Source organism: Methylobacterium oxalidis, assembly GCF_007992195.1.
Classification (GTDB): domain Bacteria; phylum Pseudomonadota; class Alphaproteobacteria; order Rhizobiales; family Beijerinckiaceae; genus Methylobacterium; species Methylobacterium oxalidis.
Window position 1 is genome coordinate 32413 of record NZ_BJZU01000012.1, and the last position, 14654, is coordinate 47066.

The window sequence follows — 14654 nt, forward strand, 5'->3', positions numbered from 1 at the left end:
GTTCGGTCCGTCCCTCCAGGTTTAGAACCAACTCCTTACCGAAGGCACGCTCAAGCAGGCTCGAGGGTTCGGGGATCGGATCCCCATTCGCCCGGGCACGCTCGATCCGGTCCTCGATCGCCGCGTTCACGACGTTGTGCCCTGCGCGATCTGGGCGACGATCCGCTCCACCTCGGCCCGCGCGTGCGCGAAGCCGAGGCTCGTATCGACCACGAACCGGGCCCGCGCCCGCTTCTCGGCGTCGGGCATCTGCTTGGCCAGGATCGCTGCGAGATCCGCCTCGGTCAGGCCGGGGCGGGCCAGGACGCGGGCGCGCTGCACCTCCGGCGGGGCGGTGACCACGAGCACGGCGTCGCAGCGCGCCTCGGCGCCCGTCTCGTAGAGGAGGGGGATGTCGAGGAGGACGAGGGGCGCGCCGGCGTTCCGGCGCAGGAACGCGGCCTCGGCCTCCCGCACCAGCGGGTGCACGATGCCCTCCAGGCGGGCGAGGCGCTGCGGATCCCCGAGCACCGCCGCCCGCAGGGCCGCCCGGTCGACGGCGCCGTCCGGCCCGACCGTGCCCGGGAAGGCCGCGGCGATCGGGGCGCCGGCCGCGCCGCCCGCTCCGTAGAGCGCGTGGACCGCCGCGTCCGCGTCGTGGACCGGCACGCCGCACGCGGCGAACATCGCGGCGGTGGCGGACTTGCCCATGCCGATCGAGCCGGTGAGGCCGAGCACGAAGGGCCGGGGGCGGGGGGCTTGCGCGCTCATGCCGGCCGCAGGTCCGCGACGATGCGGGCGCGCAGATCCTCGGTGACGGCGGGCCGCAGCCCGAACCAGGCGGCGAAGCCCGGCACCGCCTGGTGGAGCAGCATGCCGAGGCCGTCGACCGCGGCGAGGCCCCGGGCGCGGGCGGCGGCCAGCAGCGGCGTCTCCAGGGGCGCATAGACGATGTCGGCCACGGCCGCCCGGCCGGGGAGGGGGCCGAGGTCGAGCGCGAGCGGCGGGTGGCCTGCCATGCCGAGCGAGGTCGTGTTCACGAGGAGTCCCGTCCCGGGCAGGAGGTCCGGCAGCGCGTCCCAGGCGACGGCCCGGGCGACGCCCGGCGCCAGCGCGACGAGGGCGGCGGCGCGCTCCGGCGTCCGGTTGGCGATCAGGATGCGCCCGAGGCCCCGCTCGGCGAGGCCGACCACGACGGCGCGCGCCGCGCCGCCCGCGCCGAGCACCAGGGCGCTGCCGCCCGTCCGCTCCGGCCAGTCCGCCCCGAGGCTCTGGTCGAGATGGGCGATGAAGCCCGGCGCGTCGGTGTTGTCGCCCAGAACCCGGCCGTCCGGGCCGACCACGAGGGTGTTGACGGCGCCGATCCGCTCGGCCCGCGGCGTCAGGACGTCGGCGAGGCGGAAGGCCGCCTCCTTGTGGGGGATCGTGACGTTGCCGCCGGCGTAGCCGGAGCCGGGCAAGGCGCGCACGAAATCGGCGAAGGCGTCGGGGGCCACGTCGAGGCGCTCGTAGCTGCCCGCGATGCCGTGGACGCCGAGCCAGTGGTTGTGGATCAGCGGCGAGCGCGAGTGGGCGATCGGGTGGCCGACGACGAACGCGCGCTTCATGCTGGACCGTGCAGGTTGCAGGGGCGGGGAGAGGTCCGAGGGGGTATCACACCCCGCAATCCTGCGCGATCAGGCAGGGCGGGCCACCCGCCTCCTCGATCTGCAGGGTCGCGTGGGCGATGCCGAAGCGGGCGCGGAGCTCGCCCGCGACCTCGCGCAGGAAGCCGTTGCCGGGGTGGCCCTCCGCCATGACGAGATGGGCGGTCAGGGCCACCTCGGTGGTGCTCATCGGCCAGATGTGGAGGTCGTGCAGGCCCGCGACCCCGGGTTGCCCGCGCAGGTACGCCGAGACCCGCTCCGGCTCGATGCCGGGGGGCACCGCCGACAGCGCCATGCCGACGCTCTCGGTGAGCAGGCCCCAGGTCGCCCAGACGATCAGGCCGGCGATGCCGAGGCTGACGAGAGGGTCGATCCAGACGAGGCCGGTGAGCCAGATCAGGAGGCCCGCGGCGACGACGCCGGCCGAGACGGCGGCGTCGGCGGCCATGTGCAGGAAGGCGCCGCGGATGTTGATGTCGCCCTTGGCGCCGGCCGCGAAGAGCCAGGCGGTGAGCCCGTTCACGAGGATGCCGATGCCCGCCACCACCATGACGGTGACGCCCGCCACGGGCTCGGGATGGACGAGGCGCACCAGCGCTTCCCACAGGATCGCCCCCGTGGCGACGAGGAGGAAGACGGCGTTGAACAGGGCCGCGAGGATCGAGGAGCCGCGCAACCCGTAGGTGTAGCGGGCGCTCGCCCGCCGCTTCACCAGGACGGAGGCGATCCAGGCGACGAGGAGGCCGAGAACGTCCGACAGGTTGTGCCCGGCATCGGCCACCAGGGACATGGCGTTGGCCGCGAAACCGTAGCCCGCCTCCACCACGACGAAGGCCGCGTTGAGGCCGATGCCGATGGCGAAGGCCCGCCCGAAGCTTCTCGGCGCGTGGCCGTGGCCGTGGCCGCCGTGACCGTGCCCATGCCCGTGATCGTGGCCGTGATCGCGATCATGGTGGTGATCGCGATCACGATTCGCGTCATCGGGACCGTGATGGTCGCGCGTCACGGGAGTCGGGGCGTCGTGCGGGTGTCCGGTCACGTCCGCGGTCCTCGTGGCCTCGGGAGCCGCCTCACAGGCCGAGCCTCATAGGCCTCACCTCACAGGCCGAGGCAGCCGCGCGCGCGCAGGCGCGCGAGCAGGGGCAGCAGCGGCAGGCCGAGGATCGTGCTGTGGTCGCCCGCGATCTCCGCGAACAGATGGATGCCGAGGCCCTCGAGCTGGTAGGCGCCGACGCTCGCGGTCACGCAGCGCTCGCCGGCCAGCTCCACATAGGCCGCGATCGCCGCCGCATCGAGGGGCCGGAGCGTCAGGCGGGCGGTCTCGACGAAGCTCTCGGCGACGACGCCGCGAGCGCCGATCGCCACGGCGGCGTGGAGCGCGTGGGTGCGGCCGGAGAGGCGCGCGAGCTGGGCGCGGGCGGCCGCGGCGTCGGCCGGCTTGTGGAAGACCTCGCCGTCGAGGTCGAGCACCTGGTCGGCACCGACCACGACCCGGTCCGGGTGGCGGGCGGCGACCGCGGCGCATTTCGCCGCGGCGAGGCGCCGGGCGAGGTCGGGCGGCGGCAGGCCGGCGGCCTCCGCCTCGACGGCGCGCTCGTCGACGCCGGGGCTCTGCGTCTCGACGGGCAGGGCGGCGGCCGCGAGAAGCAGGCGCCGCGTCGGGCTCGTCGAGGCGAGGAGGAGCGGGGCCGGGGCGATCCAGGCAGTGGAGGCGGAATCCATCGCGCCTTGAGTGTCACCGATCGGGCCGGTCCCGCAAGCCCGAGGCGCTCAGGCGGCCCGGTGCGGGCCCGCGTCGGCCTCCAGAGCCGCCGCGAGCGCCTGGCGCGCCGCCTCGATGTCGGCCGCGCCGCCGCTCGCCTGCGCCAGGAGGAGCCGGTTGTAGACCGCGAGCCAGCCCGCGTGCGAGCGGATCAGCGGCAGGCGCTCGCGCTCGACCGCGCGGCGGGCCTCGGTGACGTCGCGCAGCGCGGCCGGGAAGCCGCCGCAGCCGTGGGTGGGAACCGCCTGCCGGAAGGGAAGGTCGCGGCCTGACGCCGCGTCGTTCAGGATCGGGCTCATCGGAGAGGCTCCTGCTCGTGTCGGTCCGGGACGTGGTCGGGGCCGAATATGGCCGCGCCGTGGCTGACGTCCCGGGGCCGCCGGCCCCACCGTTAGGGGCGTGCGGCCGCGCACGGCCACATCATTTGTGAGCCGGGCGGGCCGGGCCCGCCGCCGACCTGTGCCGGATGGGGCACAGGCGCGGGGATTGAGCGGCCGCCGCGTTGACGCCGGATGAGGGCGGCGTGCTAACCGTACGGCGACGGTTCCCCTTGAGGGATCAAAAGGGAACGCGGTGAGGGGCTCGCCCCGAGGCCGCGGCTGCCCCCGCAACTGTGAGCGGCGAGCCTTCCACCACCTGCGTCACTGGATGGGCCTCATCCGGGAAGACGGTGAGAGGGCAGCGACCCGCGAGCCAGGAGACCTGCCGTCAGCCGTGGTCACACGCGGAGCGTGCCGGGCGGGGTGTCCCGGCAGGTGTCGAGCCGCGCGCCACGGCGCGCGGGCCGGCCTCGTCCGCGGTGACGTGCCACTGCCGTCGCCCGAGGCCCCCTCCGTGTCCCGTTCCCAGAGTCCCCCGCCGGGGATCTTCGCGCCCGAAATCCTCGCGCCCGAAATCTTCTCGCCTGACATCCTGCCGCCCAGGAGCCCGGCGCTGCGGCGCCCGATGGCCGCCGTGGCCTGCGCCCTCTGCCTCGCACCGGCCGCCCCGCGCGCGCAGCCCGCGGGCGGCGACGTCGCCCTCTCGGAGATCGCCGTGACGGCCGAGGCGCCGCCCGCGGCCGCACCAGGATCAGGACTAGGACCCGGGCCCGCCGCGGCGAGCGCGGGCTACGTCGGCGGCCTCACCGGCATCGGCGGGGCGCTCCGGCCGGTCGAGGCGGCGAGCGCCGGCGTGATCACCGGGGCGCAGGTCAACAGCCGGCCCGTCACCCGGCCCGGCGAGGTGCTGGAGGCGGTGCCCGGCCTCATCGTCACGCAGCATTCCGGCGAGGGCAAAGCCAACCAGTTCTTCCTGCGCGGGTTCAACCTCGACCACGGCACCGACATCGCCATCCACCTCGACGGGATGCCGGTGAACATGCGCACCCACGCCCACGGCCAGGGCTACGCCGACCTGAACTTCCTGATCCCGGAGCTCGTCGGCGCGGTCGAGTTCCACAAGGGCCCCTACTTCGTGCGCGACGGCGACTTCGCCTCGGCCGGCTCGGTGCGGATCGACTATCTCGACACGCTCGCCCGCACGGTCGCCCTCACCTCGGTCGGCTCCTTCGGCTACAGGCGGGGGCTCGCCATGGCCTCCGTGCCCCTGGGCGCGGGCAACCTCCTGGTGGCGGGCGAGGCGCAGACCTACGACGGGCCCTGGGACGTCCCGGACCGCCTCGCCAAGCTCAACGGCGTCGCCCGCTACAGCCAGGGCACGGCGCTCGACGGCCTCTCCGTCACCGGCATGGCCTACTGGGCCAAGTGGAACGCCACCAACCAGATCCCGGAGCGGGCGGTGGCGCAGGGGATCATCGGCCGCTTCGGCACGCTCGACCCGACCGACGGGGGCGACACCGGCCGCTTCTCGCTGTCGGGCCGCTGGAGCGGCACGGACGAGACAGGCGTCACGCGGGCCTCCGCCTACGTCATCCGCTACCGGATGAACCTCTGGAACGACTTCACCTACTTTCTCAACGACCCGGTCAACGGCGACCAGTTCCGCCAGCGCGACGACCGGGTGCTCGGCGGCGGCGAGGTCTCCCACGTCTTCCAGGGCGAGTTCGCCGGCCTGCCCATGGAGACCGAGATCGGGCTGCAGACCCGCACCGACTCCACCCGCGTCGGGCTCCTCAACACGACGAACCGCCTCACCCGCTCCACCGTCCGCGACGACCGGGTTCTGGAGGCGAGCGCGGCCCTCTACGCCGAGAACCGGATCCGCTGGACCGACTGGCTGCGCACCAGCGTCGGCGTCCGGGCCGACGGCTACCACGCCGACGTCCGCTCCGACACGCCGGCCAATTCCGGCCGGGCGCGGGACGGCATCGTCAACCCGAAGCTCGGCCTCGTGCTCGGGCCCTGGGCCGAGACCGAGCTCTACCTGAACTACGGCGGCGGCTTCCACTCGAACGACGTGCGGGGCGTCGTCGCCCGGGTCGATCCGGCGAGCCCGCTCTTCGACGTCGCCCGCTCGCCCTTCCTGGTGCCCTCGACGGGCTACGAGGTCGGCATCCGCAACCGCAGCATCGCGGGGCTGGAGACGGCTCTGGCGCTGTTCCGGTTGGATTTCGCCTCCGAGAACCTGTTCCAGGGCGACAGCGGCACGACGGAGCCGAGCCGCCCGACGCGGCGCTTCGGGCTCGAGTGGACGAACCGCTACGCGCTGACGCCCTGGCTGCGGCTGGAGGGCGACCTGACGGTGACGAACGCCCGCTTCGCGGACCGGGACCCGGCGGGCCGCCGGGTGCCGGACGCGCCCACCACCATCGCTTCGGCCGGGATCACGCTCGGGGAGGGGACCGGCTGGTTCGGGTCGCTGCGCCTGCGCTACTTCGGCCCGCGCCCCCTGATCGAGGACAACTCCGTGCGCTCGCGCCCGACCGCGCTGCTGAACGGCCGGCTCGGCTACGCCTTCGAGAGCGGGATCAGCCTCTCCCTCGACGTCCTCAACCTGACGAACGCGCGGGCCGACCAGATCACCTACTTCTACGAGTCGCGCCTGCCCGGAGAGGCGGAGGGCGTGGCCGACCGCCATGTCCACCCGGCCGAGCCGACCGCCGTGCGCCTGACGCTCGCCGGCCGGTTCTGACGGGGCGCGCTCAGCTCGCGATGAAGCGCAGCCGGTGCTCGCGGTAGAGGTCGAGGATCGCGGCCGCCGTCTCCTCGATCGAGCGGCGGGTCACGTCGATCGTCGGCCAGCGGTGCTTGGCGCAGAGCCGGCGCGAGGTCGCCACCTCGCCGGCCACGGCGTCGCGGTCGACGTAGAGGGAGGAATCGTCGGCCTTCAGGCTGAGGAGGCGGTTCTGGCGGATCTGCACGATGCGCTCGGGGCTGGCGATCAGGCCGACCACGAGGGGCCGCTTCACCTGCTCGAGGGCCGGCGGCAGCGGCATGCCGGGCACGAGGGGAATGTTGGTGGTCTTGAGGCCGCGGTTGGCGAGGTAGATCGAGGTCGGCGTCTTCGAGGTGCGGCTCACCCCGATCAGCACCACGTCGGCCTCCTCGAGGTTGTCCGGCAGGTTGCCGTCGTCGTGGGCGAGCGTGAAGTTCATCGCGTCGATGCGCTTGAAGTACTCCGCGTTCAGCATGTGCTGGGCGCCCGGACGGGCCGTGGTCTGCGCGCCGAGATAGGATTGCAGCAGGGCGTGGACCGGCTGCAGCACCGAGAGGCAGGGCGAGCCGGTCTCGCGGCAGGCGGCCTCCAGGCGGTCGACGAGGTCGTGCGCCACCAGCGTGTAGAGGACGAGGCCCGGCGCCGCCTCGATCTCGGAGATCACCCGCTCGAGCTGCGCGCGCGAGCGCACGAGGGGGTAGACGTGCTCGATCGCCGAGACGCCCTCGTACTGGGCGGCGGCCGCCCGCCCGACATTGATCAGCGTCTCGCCCGTCGAGTCCGAGACGAGGTGGAGATGGAAGTAGCTGCGGCTCATCCGATCCGGGTCTCCTCCGGCCGTGCGGGGGGCAAGCATCGAAGAGGCGTGGCGCGAAGAGAAGCGGCGCGACGGGGCAGGGATCGCGGAGGCATGGATCGGGGAGACGTGGATCGGGGAAACGTGGGTCGGGGAAACGTGGGTCGAGGAGGCATGGATCGCGCCTTGTCCACCGCCGGGCGCCGGGGAGTCGATGGATGTGGATAAGGCGGCCCGCGGCGGGGGTCCAGCGCGGGGGCTGCGCGAACCATCGACTCCGCCGTCAACAGCGCGTCACGAAGGCGCGCGGGGAGTCGCGGTCCTGGGAGAATCCGGGACACGGATCGGCGCACCCGCCCGGTCGGCGGCGCAAGCCGCTGGCGAGACTGTCCTATCGCCGACATTAGACCGGATCTGTTAAAGCCCTCTTAACGCCGTGGCGGCGGGGACGGCCTGTGGACGCGGTTGCGGTCCCGCGATCCAGCCGCCAAGAGAAAAAACAGAGTCCTAGAATCTCTCTTCTCTGAAGAGGGGCGGGGTGGGGACGGCACGCGCGCGCTCCGGCGAGAGGCGACCGCACGGGTTTTCGAGAGGGACGGCGCCTCCCGCGCTCAGGCGGGGCGGGCCACGGGGGAGGCGGCATGGCTCAGACGAACACGGCCGGGGACGGTCAGGCGGAGCGGAAGGTCCTGCGCGTGCTGGCGGGCGAGGCGCTCTCGCCCCCGCCCGCCTGGATGATGCGGCAGGCCGGGCGCTACCTGCCGGAGTACCGGGCGACCCGGGCGGAGGCCGGCTCCTTCCTCGACCTCTGCTACAGCCCCGACTTCGCCGTGGAGGTGACGCTCCAGCCGATCCGCCGCTTCGGCTTCGAGGCGTCGATCCTGTTCTCGGACATCCTCGTGGTACCGCACGCGCTCGGCCAGGACGTGCGCTTCGTGGAGGGGGAGGGGCCGCGCCTCGACCCGTTGCACGGGCGGGCTGCGTTCGAGCGGCTGCGGGCGGCCGACGACCCGGCGGTGTTCGCCCATCTGGAGCCCGTCTTCGAGACGGTGCGGCGCCTGCGCCGGGACCTGCCGGCCGAGACGACGCTGCTCGGCTTCTGCGGCGCGCCCTGGACGGTGGCGAGCTACATGATCGGCGGGCGCGGCACGCCGGACCTCGCCCCGGCCCGGGCGCTCGCGGAGAGCGACACGGCCCTCGTCGACGCCCTGATCGACCGGCTCGTCGCCGTGCAGACCGAGTACCTCGTGCGCCAGCTCCGGGCCGGGGCCGACGCGGTGCAGATCTTCGAGTCCCACGCCGGCACCCTCCCCGGCCTGCCCGCCGGCGACGGCGCGGACGCCCTCGCCCGCTGGTCGTTCCGGCCGATCGCCCGGATGATCCAGGGCATCCGCGCGGCGGTGCCCGGCGCGAAGGTCATCGTCTTCGCCCGCGGCTCGGGGCTCGACGGCCATGCCCGCGTGGTGCCGGAGACGGGCGCGGACGCCGTCGGCGTCGATTGGGCGGTAGACCTCGCGGCCCTGCGCGAACGCCTGCCTGCGAGCACCGTGACGCAGGGAAACCTGCATCCCGACACCCTGATCGAGGGCGGGCCGGCCCTCGACGCGGCGGTCGACGCCGTCCTCGCGGCGACGCGGGGGCTGCCCCACATCTTCAACCTCGGCCACGGCATCACGCCGCAGACCCCGGTCGAGAACGTGGAGCGGATGCTCGCCCGCCTGCGCGGCGCCTGAGCCGATGCTCTACGACTGGATCAAGGCCGGGCACGTCGTGGCGCTGATCGCCTGGATGGCGGCGATGCTCTACCTGCCCCGCCTCTTCGTCTACCACGCGTCGCTGCCGCCGGGCCCGGGCGTGCAGTCCGAGACCTTCAAGGTGATGGAGCGCCGCCTCCTCAAGGCGATCATGACGCCGGCCATGATCGCGACCTGGATCTTCGGGCTGACGCTCGCCTGGATGAGCGGCTTCTACGCCGCGGGCTGGCTGCAGGCGAAGTTCGCCCTGGTGCTGGCGATGTCGGGCCTGCACGGCTGGTTCGCCCGGATGGTCAAGGACTTCGCCGCCGACCGGAACCGGCGCGCCCCCCGCTTCTACCGGATCGTCAACGAGGTGCCGACGCTCCTGATGATCGTGATCGTGATCCTCGCCGTGGTGAAACCCGGGCTCGGATGGTGAATGATCCGGGCCTGCCGCCCATCCGCGAGGCCCGCATGCTCCGCCTGTCCCCTACCCTCGGCCTTCTCCTCGCCGTCTCCCTCGGGGCGCCCGCCGCGGCGGCGAGCTTTCCCTGCGAGGGCGCGCAGGCGCCCGACGAGAAGGCCGTCTGCGCCGACCGGGCGCTGAACGACCGCGACGTCGAGATGGCGGTGCGCTTCGAGATCCTGAAGGAGCTGCTGCCGATGGGCGGGCGCGGCAAGCTGCGCGACGACCAGGAGGCGTGGCTCACCGAGCGCCGCGCCTGCGGCGCCGACACCGCCTGCCTGACGGAGGCGTATGTGAGCCGGCTCAAGACCCTGCGCGCGGTCTTCTCGGAATTCGCCAAGCAGGGGCCGTGAGGAGCGGGCGCGTCGGTGGTGTTCCTTGACGAAAATAGCTTGAGAGCTATATCATGTGGGATGTCGCCTTCGACGACGTGTTCGATGCGGAGTTCGAAACGTTGGCGAAGCCGATGCAGGACGAACTGCTCGCATCGGCGCGCCTGTTGGCCGAGTTCGGCCCGCAGCTCGGGCGTCCACACGTCGACACGCTGAACGCCTCATCCTTCGCGAACATGAAGGAACTGCGTTTCTACGCCGCTGACGGCGTGTGGCGTGTGGCTTTCGCGTTCGATCCGGAGCGCAGAGCGATTCTGCTGATCGCCGGTGACAAGGCGGGCACCGGCGAGAAGCGCTTCTACAAGACCCTGATCGCCAAGGCTGATGCGCGCTACCGGGCGCACCTTGACCGTCTCGCGGGTCGGATGAAAGGACATTGAGATGGGCCGCAGCATCGATGACGTGATCGCCGCATTGCCCGAGGAGCGGCAGAACCGCATCGACGCTCGGTTCCACGCGTTGAAGGACGAGGTCGAGAGCCTCGGCGAATTGCGGAGGCTGGCCGGCAAGGCGCAGGCCGAAATCGCGGCGGCGCTCCGGATCAAGCAGCCGTCGGTCTCCAAGATCGAGAACCAGACCGACATGTACCTGTCGACCCTCAGGAGCTACGTCGAGGCAATCGGCGGTCAGCTCGACCTGATCGTGCAGCTTCCCGACCACGCGCCGATACGTCTCGAACGTCTCGGTGACCTCGTTGCCGAGGCCGCGGGCTCACCCGGAGCGGAACGCTCGGCCGAACGCCGTCGCCTCACGAAAGCCGTGCCGGAGGGCGGGTAGCGCCCCGCCCCGCTCCCTCACAGCCGCGCCAGCAGGCGCTCCGCGAGGGGGTTTTCCGCGGCGAAGGCGTAGTCGATGCGGCGGACCGTGACGGCGCGGGCGCCGGCCTCGACCAGCGCGTCCGAGAGCGCGAAGACCGCGTCCGCCGGGCAGCGCAGGACGATCTCGCCGTCCGGCCCCTGCGGCACGCCGTAGGGCAGCTCCGCCTCGTGGAGTCCCGCGATCGTGGCGAGATCGATCGCCCCGCCTTCGGGCAGGGCGGCGCGGACCTCGCGGGTGGTGCGGGCGCGCTCCTCGGCGGCGATGCGCCCGAGCACGGCCCGCAGGGCGGTGCGCTGGCTCTCGCCCCAGGGGGCCTTCAGCGAGGCGACGAGGTTCGCCTCCGAGCGCAGGATGACGCCGTCGTCGAGGATCTTGAGGGCGTTCGCCTGAAGCGTCGCGCCGGTCGTGGTGATGTCCACGACGATCTCGGCCGAGCCCGCCGCCGGCGCGCCCTCCGTGGCGCCGAGGCTCTCCACGATGCGGTAGTCGGCCACGCCCTTCTCGGCGAAGAAGCGCCGGGTCAGGTTGACGTACTTCGTGGCGATGCGCAGGCGCCGGCCGTGATGCGCCCGCATCTCGGCCGCCACCTCGTCGAGGTCGGCCATGGCGCGCACGTCGATCCAGGCCTGGGGCACGGCCACCACCACCGTCGCCTGGCCGAAGCCGAGCGGGGTGAGGAGCTCCACGCGGCCCCGCGCGTCCGGCAGGGTCTCGCGGATCAGGTCCTCGCCGGTGATGCCGAGATGGGCCGCCCCGCTCGCGAGCTGGCCCGCGATCTCGGAGGCCGAGAGGTAGCGCACCTCGACGCCCGGCACGCCGACGAGCCTGCCGCGATAGTCGCGCGCGCCGGCTCCTTGAGCGAGCTTCAGCCCGGCGCGCGCGAAGAAGGCGGCGGCGTTCTCCTGCAGCCGGCCCTTCGAGGGCACGGCGAGGACGAGGGCCCCATCGGTCTCAGGCATCGCGCGGCTCGCTGGGTTGGGCGGCGTCGCGCGCGCCCGAGAGGGCGCGGTCGAGCCAGAAGGCGCAGCCGACCGCGGGGAGGGGCGCCGGGCTGCCGAGATGGCTGAGCAGGCCGTCGTAGCGGCCCCCGCCCACGAGGACGGCGCCGGTCCCGCCGTCGCCGGCCGGAGCCGTCACCTCGAAGATGAAGCCCGTATAGTAGTCGAGGTTGCGCGCGAAGCCGCCCGCGAAGCGGAAGCGCTCCACGGGCAGGCCGCGGGCCGCCATGAAGCCGGTGCGCTCCTCGAACAGGCCGAGGGCCGCCTCGAAGGGCGCGTGGCGCAGGAGGCCCGCCTCGCCGGCGAGCGCCCGCAGGTCGCGGGCGGCCGCGTCCGGGTCTCCCGAGATCGCCCGGTAGCGGTCGATGATCGCCCGGTTCTCGGCGTTGAGCCCCGCGCCTCCGCTCGCTTGCGCGGCGGCCTTGGCGAGGAAGCGCTCGGCGATCTCGCCCGCGCTGCGCCCGCCCACCGCCGAGATGCCGGCGATCGAGAGCACGTCCTCCACGAAGGCGCGCACCCCCTTGGGGTCCTGGCCCTGGATCGTGGCGAGCAGCCCCGCGTGGCGGTCCTCGCTCTGGCCCGCGTTCATCACCCCGTCGAGGCTGCGCCCGGCCGCGAGCGCGCGCAGGGTGCGGCGCTTGGCGGCCGGCGGTACGCCGAGCCCGTCGAGGAGGGCCGCGGTGAGGCCCATGTCGCCGAGGCGGACCGCGCCGTCCGCGCGGCCGAGGAGGGCGAGCCCCTCGAGGGCGAGGCCCAGCACCTCGGCGTCGGCGGCCGGCGTGTCGGTGCGCCCGATCGACTCGATGCCGGCCTGCAGGAACTCGTCGGGCTCGTCATCCCCGAGGCGGAAGACGGGGCCGAGATAGCTGTAATCGGCCGCCTGCCCGTCCGCGCGGGCGCGGTGCAGGCGGCAGACGGGAATCGTGAATTCCGGCCGCAGGCAGAGCTCGGTCCCCGCCTCGTCCTGCGTGACGAAGATGCGGCGGCGGATGTCCTCGCCCGACAGTTCGAGGAAGGGCTCGACCGGCTGCAGCACCGGGGGCGTGACCGCGCCGTAGCCGGCCGCGGCGAGATGGCCCGAGAGCCGCGCCTGCGCCTCGAGGGTGCCCGCCGGGCCGCCTGCCTCCGCTCGCATCATGATGGTACTCGCTCGATCCCGCGCGCGCTCTCTAGCAATCACGGCCCGGCTTGGCGACCGCAACCCGCGGCGATGATTGCGCAATCGGTAAGATCGGGTCTCGGGCGCCCTCCCGGGCGTCAGTTCGGGCCTCGAGCGCCCTCCCGGGCGTCAGTTCGGGTCTCAGGCGCCCTCCCGGGCGCCCGGCGCCGCGACGTGGCGCGCCAGCACCTCGCGCACGCGCTCGACCATCTCGCCCTCGGGCACCGAGACCTGCGCGGGCCGCGCCGCCTTCCACTCCGCGTTGCTGGCGATGCTCTCGGCGGCGCGCGCGCCCTCGATCAGGTCCTTGATCTGGACCTCGCCGGCCTCGCGCTCGTTCGAGCCCTGGATGATGGCGACCGGCGCGCGGCGGCGGTCGGCGTACTTCATCTGCGCCTTCATGCCGGCGCCGCCGAGGTAGAGCTCGGCCCGGATGCCGGCCCCGCGAAGCCGCGCCACGAGGCGCTGGTAGTCGGCGATGCACTCCCGGTCGAGGACGAGGACGACGACCGGCCCGGGGCTCTCGGCGCCCTGCAGGAGGGGACTTTTCACGAGCTGCAGTGCCGAGAACAGGCGCGAGACGCCGATCGAGAAGCCGGTGGCGGGGACCGGCTCGGGCCGGAAGCGCCCGACGAGCCCGTCGTAGCGGCCCCCGCCCGCCACGGAGCCGAAGCGCACCACCTGCCCCTCCTCGTTGGTGACCGGGAAGGTCAGCTCCGCCTCGTAGACGGGGCCGGTGTAGTATTCGAGGCCGCGCACCACGCTCGGGTCGGCCCGGATCTGGTCGTGGCCGTAGCCCGCGGCCGCGCAGAGCCGCATGATCGCGTGGAGCTCGGCGATGCCCTCGCGGCCGGTCTCGGACTCGCCGACCACGTCGCTCCACGAGCGGAAGAACTGCTCCCAGAAATGCACCCGGTCGCCGCCCTCGCTCGGCGAGGCCTGGAACGAGACGTAGGCGAGGATGCGCTCGATGGCGGATGCCTCGAGCCCCGCGCCCCTGGTGAAGTCGCCGCTCTCGTCCTTGCGGCCGGGGCCGAGCAGCAGGCGCACGCCGTCGGGGCCGAGCCGGTCGAGCTTGTCGATGGCGCGCAGCACGGTGAGGCGGCGCCCGGCCTGCTCCTCGCCGGCCAGCCCGATCGCCTCCATCATCCCGTCGAGCACCTTCCGGTTGTTCACCTTGATCACGTACTGGCCCTTGAGGCCGAGCCGGTCGAGGGTGTCGGCGGCCATCATGCAGATCTCGGCGTCGGCCGCGACCGAGGCCGCGCCCACGATGTCGGCGTCGAACTGCATGAACTGGCGGAAGCGGCCCGGCCCAGGCTTCTCGTTGCGGAAGACGGGGCCGGCGCGGAAGCTCCGGTAGGGCTTGGGCAGGGCGTCGAAATGCTCGGCCACGAAGCGGGCGAGCGGCGCGGTGAGGTCGTAGCGCAGCGACAGCCAGGACTCGTCGTCGTCCTGAAAGGAGAACACGCCCTCGTTCGGCCGGTCGAGGTCGGGCAGGAACTTGCCGAGCGCCTCGGTGTACTCGACGAAGGGAGTCTCCAGCGCCTCGAAGCCGTAGAGCGTGAAGGTGCTGCGGATCTCCTCCAGCATCCGCGCCTGCGCGGCGAGCTCGTCGGCGCGGCGGTCGAGGAAGCCGCGGGGCAGGCGGGGCTTGAGGGTGTCGGCCTTCTCGGCCTTGGCCTTCTCAGCCTTGGACATGGCTCGGGTTCGCTTCGTGCTCGCGCCGCGGGGGATGCCGGGCTCTAACGCGGGCGGGGGGAGGCGGCAAGCGCGCGGCACGGCGGGCCGCCCCACCTCTCCCG

Annotated in this window: 15 protein-coding genes and 1 riboswitch; of the genes, 6 read left to right on the forward strand and 9 right to left on the reverse strand. The window is 73.4% G+C overall.

Translation table 11 applies throughout. The features are described from left to right. Positions 1-126: 126 nt before the first annotated feature. The 5 genes from coaE to MOX02_RS04480 are packed head-to-tail and all read right to left on the reverse strand — an operon-like array spanning position 127 to position 3686. A complete protein-coding gene (gene coaE / locus MOX02_RS04460) occupies positions 127-750 on the reverse strand; it encodes a dephospho-CoA kinase (protein ID WP_147024577.1) in 624 nt (207 codons plus the stop codon). Beyond that, a complete protein-coding gene (locus MOX02_RS04465) occupies positions 747-1586 on the reverse strand; it encodes a shikimate dehydrogenase (RefSeq protein WP_147024579.1) in 840 nt (279 codons plus the stop codon). Before MOX02_RS04465 ends, coaE begins: the two co-directional genes overlap by 4 nt. Positions 1587-1632: 46 nt before the next feature. Then, positions 1633-2664 carry a cation diffusion facilitator family transporter gene (locus MOX02_RS04470; protein ID WP_373866715.1) on the reverse strand — a complete coding sequence of 344 codons (1032 nt, stop codon included), beginning with the start codon at positions 2662-2664 and terminating at the stop codon, positions 1633-1635. A gap of 59 nt (positions 2665-2723) precedes the next feature. Beyond that, positions 2724-3347 (reverse strand): Maf family protein, encoded by a 624-nt coding sequence (locus MOX02_RS04475; protein WP_147024581.1) that lies wholly within the window; start codon positions 3345-3347, stop codon positions 2724-2726. 48 nt (positions 3348-3395) lie between these two features. Further along, positions 3396-3686 carry a hypothetical protein gene (locus tag MOX02_RS04480; RefSeq protein WP_174804878.1) on the reverse strand — a complete coding sequence of 97 codons (291 nt, stop codon included), beginning with the start codon at positions 3684-3686 and terminating at the stop codon, positions 3396-3398. 226 nt (positions 3687-3912) lie between these two features. After that, positions 3913-4111: riboswitch (cobalamin riboswitch) on the forward strand. 221 nt (positions 4112-4332) lie between these two features. Here MOX02_RS04480 and MOX02_RS04485 point away from each other — a divergent pair. Beyond that, positions 4333-6459, forward strand: coding sequence for a TonB-dependent receptor (locus tag MOX02_RS04485; RefSeq protein ID WP_147024616.1), 2127 nt, complete (start codon positions 4333-4335; stop codon positions 6457-6459). Between the two features lie 10 nt (positions 6460-6469). Here MOX02_RS04485 and MOX02_RS04490 read toward each other — a convergent pair whose 3' ends face one another. Beyond that, positions 6470-7300 carry a pyruvate, water dikinase regulatory protein gene (locus MOX02_RS04490; RefSeq protein ID WP_147024583.1) on the reverse strand — a complete coding sequence of 277 codons (831 nt, stop codon included), beginning with the start codon at positions 7298-7300 and terminating at the stop codon, positions 6470-6472. A 620-nt stretch (positions 7301-7920) separates the two neighbouring features. On the opposite strand from MOX02_RS04490, the gene hemE reads away from it, so the two are divergent. Genes hemE through MOX02_RS04515 form a run of 5 tightly spaced genes read left to right on the forward strand, consistent with a single transcriptional unit; the run spans position 7921 to position 10650 of the window. Next, positions 7921-9012, forward strand: coding sequence for a uroporphyrinogen decarboxylase (gene hemE, locus MOX02_RS04495; RefSeq protein ID WP_147024585.1), 1092 nt, complete (start codon positions 7921-7923; stop codon positions 9010-9012). Between the two features lie 4 nt (positions 9013-9016). Then, positions 9017-9454, forward strand: coding sequence for a protoporphyrinogen oxidase HemJ (gene hemJ / locus MOX02_RS04500; RefSeq protein ID WP_147024587.1), 438 nt, complete (start codon positions 9017-9019; stop codon positions 9452-9454). Positions 9455-9489: 35 nt separating this feature from the next. Further along, on the forward strand, positions 9490-9834 hold the full coding sequence (locus MOX02_RS04505; protein ID WP_147024589.1) for a lysozyme inhibitor LprI family protein: 345 nt from the start codon (positions 9490-9492) through the stop codon (positions 9832-9834). Between the two features lie 53 nt (positions 9835-9887). After that, on the forward strand, positions 9888-10253 hold the full coding sequence (locus MOX02_RS04510; protein WP_210250368.1) for a type II toxin-antitoxin system RelE/ParE family toxin: 366 nt from the start codon (positions 9888-9890) through the stop codon (positions 10251-10253). Between the two features lies 1 nt (position 10254). Further along, a complete protein-coding gene (locus MOX02_RS04515; protein WP_147024593.1) occupies positions 10255-10650 on the forward strand; it encodes a helix-turn-helix domain-containing protein in 396 nt (131 codons plus the stop codon). Between the two features lie 17 nt (positions 10651-10667). On the opposite strand, the gene hisG is transcribed toward MOX02_RS04515, so the two are convergent. The 3 genes from hisG to hisS all read right to left on the reverse strand — a co-directional run bounded on the left by hisG (position 10668) and on the right by hisS (position 14550). Then, the gene (hisG, locus tag MOX02_RS04520; RefSeq protein WP_147024595.1) at positions 10668-11651 is read right to left on the reverse strand and encodes an ATP phosphoribosyltransferase; all 984 of its coding nucleotides are present in this window, start codon (positions 11649-11651) and stop codon (positions 10668-10670) included. After that, a complete protein-coding gene (locus MOX02_RS04525; RefSeq protein ID WP_147024597.1) occupies positions 11644-12828 on the reverse strand; it encodes an ATP phosphoribosyltransferase regulatory subunit in 1185 nt (394 codons plus the stop codon). Before MOX02_RS04525 ends, hisG begins: the two co-directional genes overlap by 8 nt. 162 nt (positions 12829-12990) lie before the next feature. Next, entirely contained in the window at positions 12991-14550 is a 1560-nt protein-coding gene (hisS, locus tag MOX02_RS04530; protein WP_147024599.1) for a histidine--tRNA ligase, read from the reverse strand. Positions 14551-14654 lie beyond the last annotated feature (104 nt).

What these genes read in the sequence shown, in the direction of transcription:
- coaE (WP_147024577.1), bottom strand. Translation starts at nt 750, where the DNA reads ATGAGCGCGCAAGCCCCCCGCCCCCGGCCCTTCGTGCTCGGCCTCACC.
- MOX02_RS04465 (WP_147024579.1), bottom strand. Translation starts at nt 1,586, where the DNA reads ATGAAGCGCGCGTTCGTCGTCGGCCACCCGATCGCCCACTCGCGCTCG.
- MOX02_RS04475 (WP_147024581.1), bottom strand. Translation starts at nt 3,347, where the DNA reads ATGGATTCCGCCTCCACTGCCTGGATCGCCCCGGCCCCGCTCCTCCTC.
- MOX02_RS04480 (WP_174804878.1), bottom strand. Translation starts at nt 3,686, where the DNA reads ATGAGCCCGATCCTGAACGACGCGGCGTCAGGCCGCGACCTTCCCTTC.
- MOX02_RS04485 (WP_147024616.1), top strand. Translation starts at nt 4,333, where the DNA reads ATGGCCGCCGTGGCCTGCGCCCTCTGCCTCGCACCGGCCGCCCCGCGC.
- MOX02_RS04490 (WP_147024583.1), bottom strand. Translation starts at nt 7,300, where the DNA reads ATGAGCCGCAGCTACTTCCATCTCCACCTCGTCTCGGACTCGACGGGC.
- hemE (WP_147024585.1), top strand. Translation starts at nt 7,921, where the DNA reads ATGGCTCAGACGAACACGGCCGGGGACGGTCAGGCGGAGCGGAAGGTC.
- hemJ (WP_147024587.1), top strand. Translation starts at nt 9,017, where the DNA reads ATGCTCTACGACTGGATCAAGGCCGGGCACGTCGTGGCGCTGATCGCC.
- MOX02_RS04505 (WP_147024589.1), top strand. Translation starts at nt 9,490, where the DNA reads ATGCTCCGCCTGTCCCCTACCCTCGGCCTTCTCCTCGCCGTCTCCCTC.
- MOX02_RS04510 (WP_210250368.1), top strand. Translation starts at nt 9,888, where the DNA reads ATGTGGGATGTCGCCTTCGACGACGTGTTCGATGCGGAGTTCGAAACG.
- MOX02_RS04515 (WP_147024593.1), top strand. Translation starts at nt 10,255, where the DNA reads ATGGGCCGCAGCATCGATGACGTGATCGCCGCATTGCCCGAGGAGCGG.
- hisG (WP_147024595.1), bottom strand. Translation starts at nt 11,651, where the DNA reads ATGCCTGAGACCGATGGGGCCCTCGTCCTCGCCGTGCCCTCGAAGGGC.
- MOX02_RS04525 (WP_147024597.1), bottom strand. Translation starts at nt 12,828, where the DNA reads ATGATGCGAGCGGAGGCAGGCGGCCCGGCGGGCACCCTCGAGGCGCAG.
- hisS (WP_147024599.1), bottom strand. Translation starts at nt 14,550, where the DNA reads ATGTCCAAGGCTGAGAAGGCCAAGGCCGAGAAGGCCGACACCCTCAAG.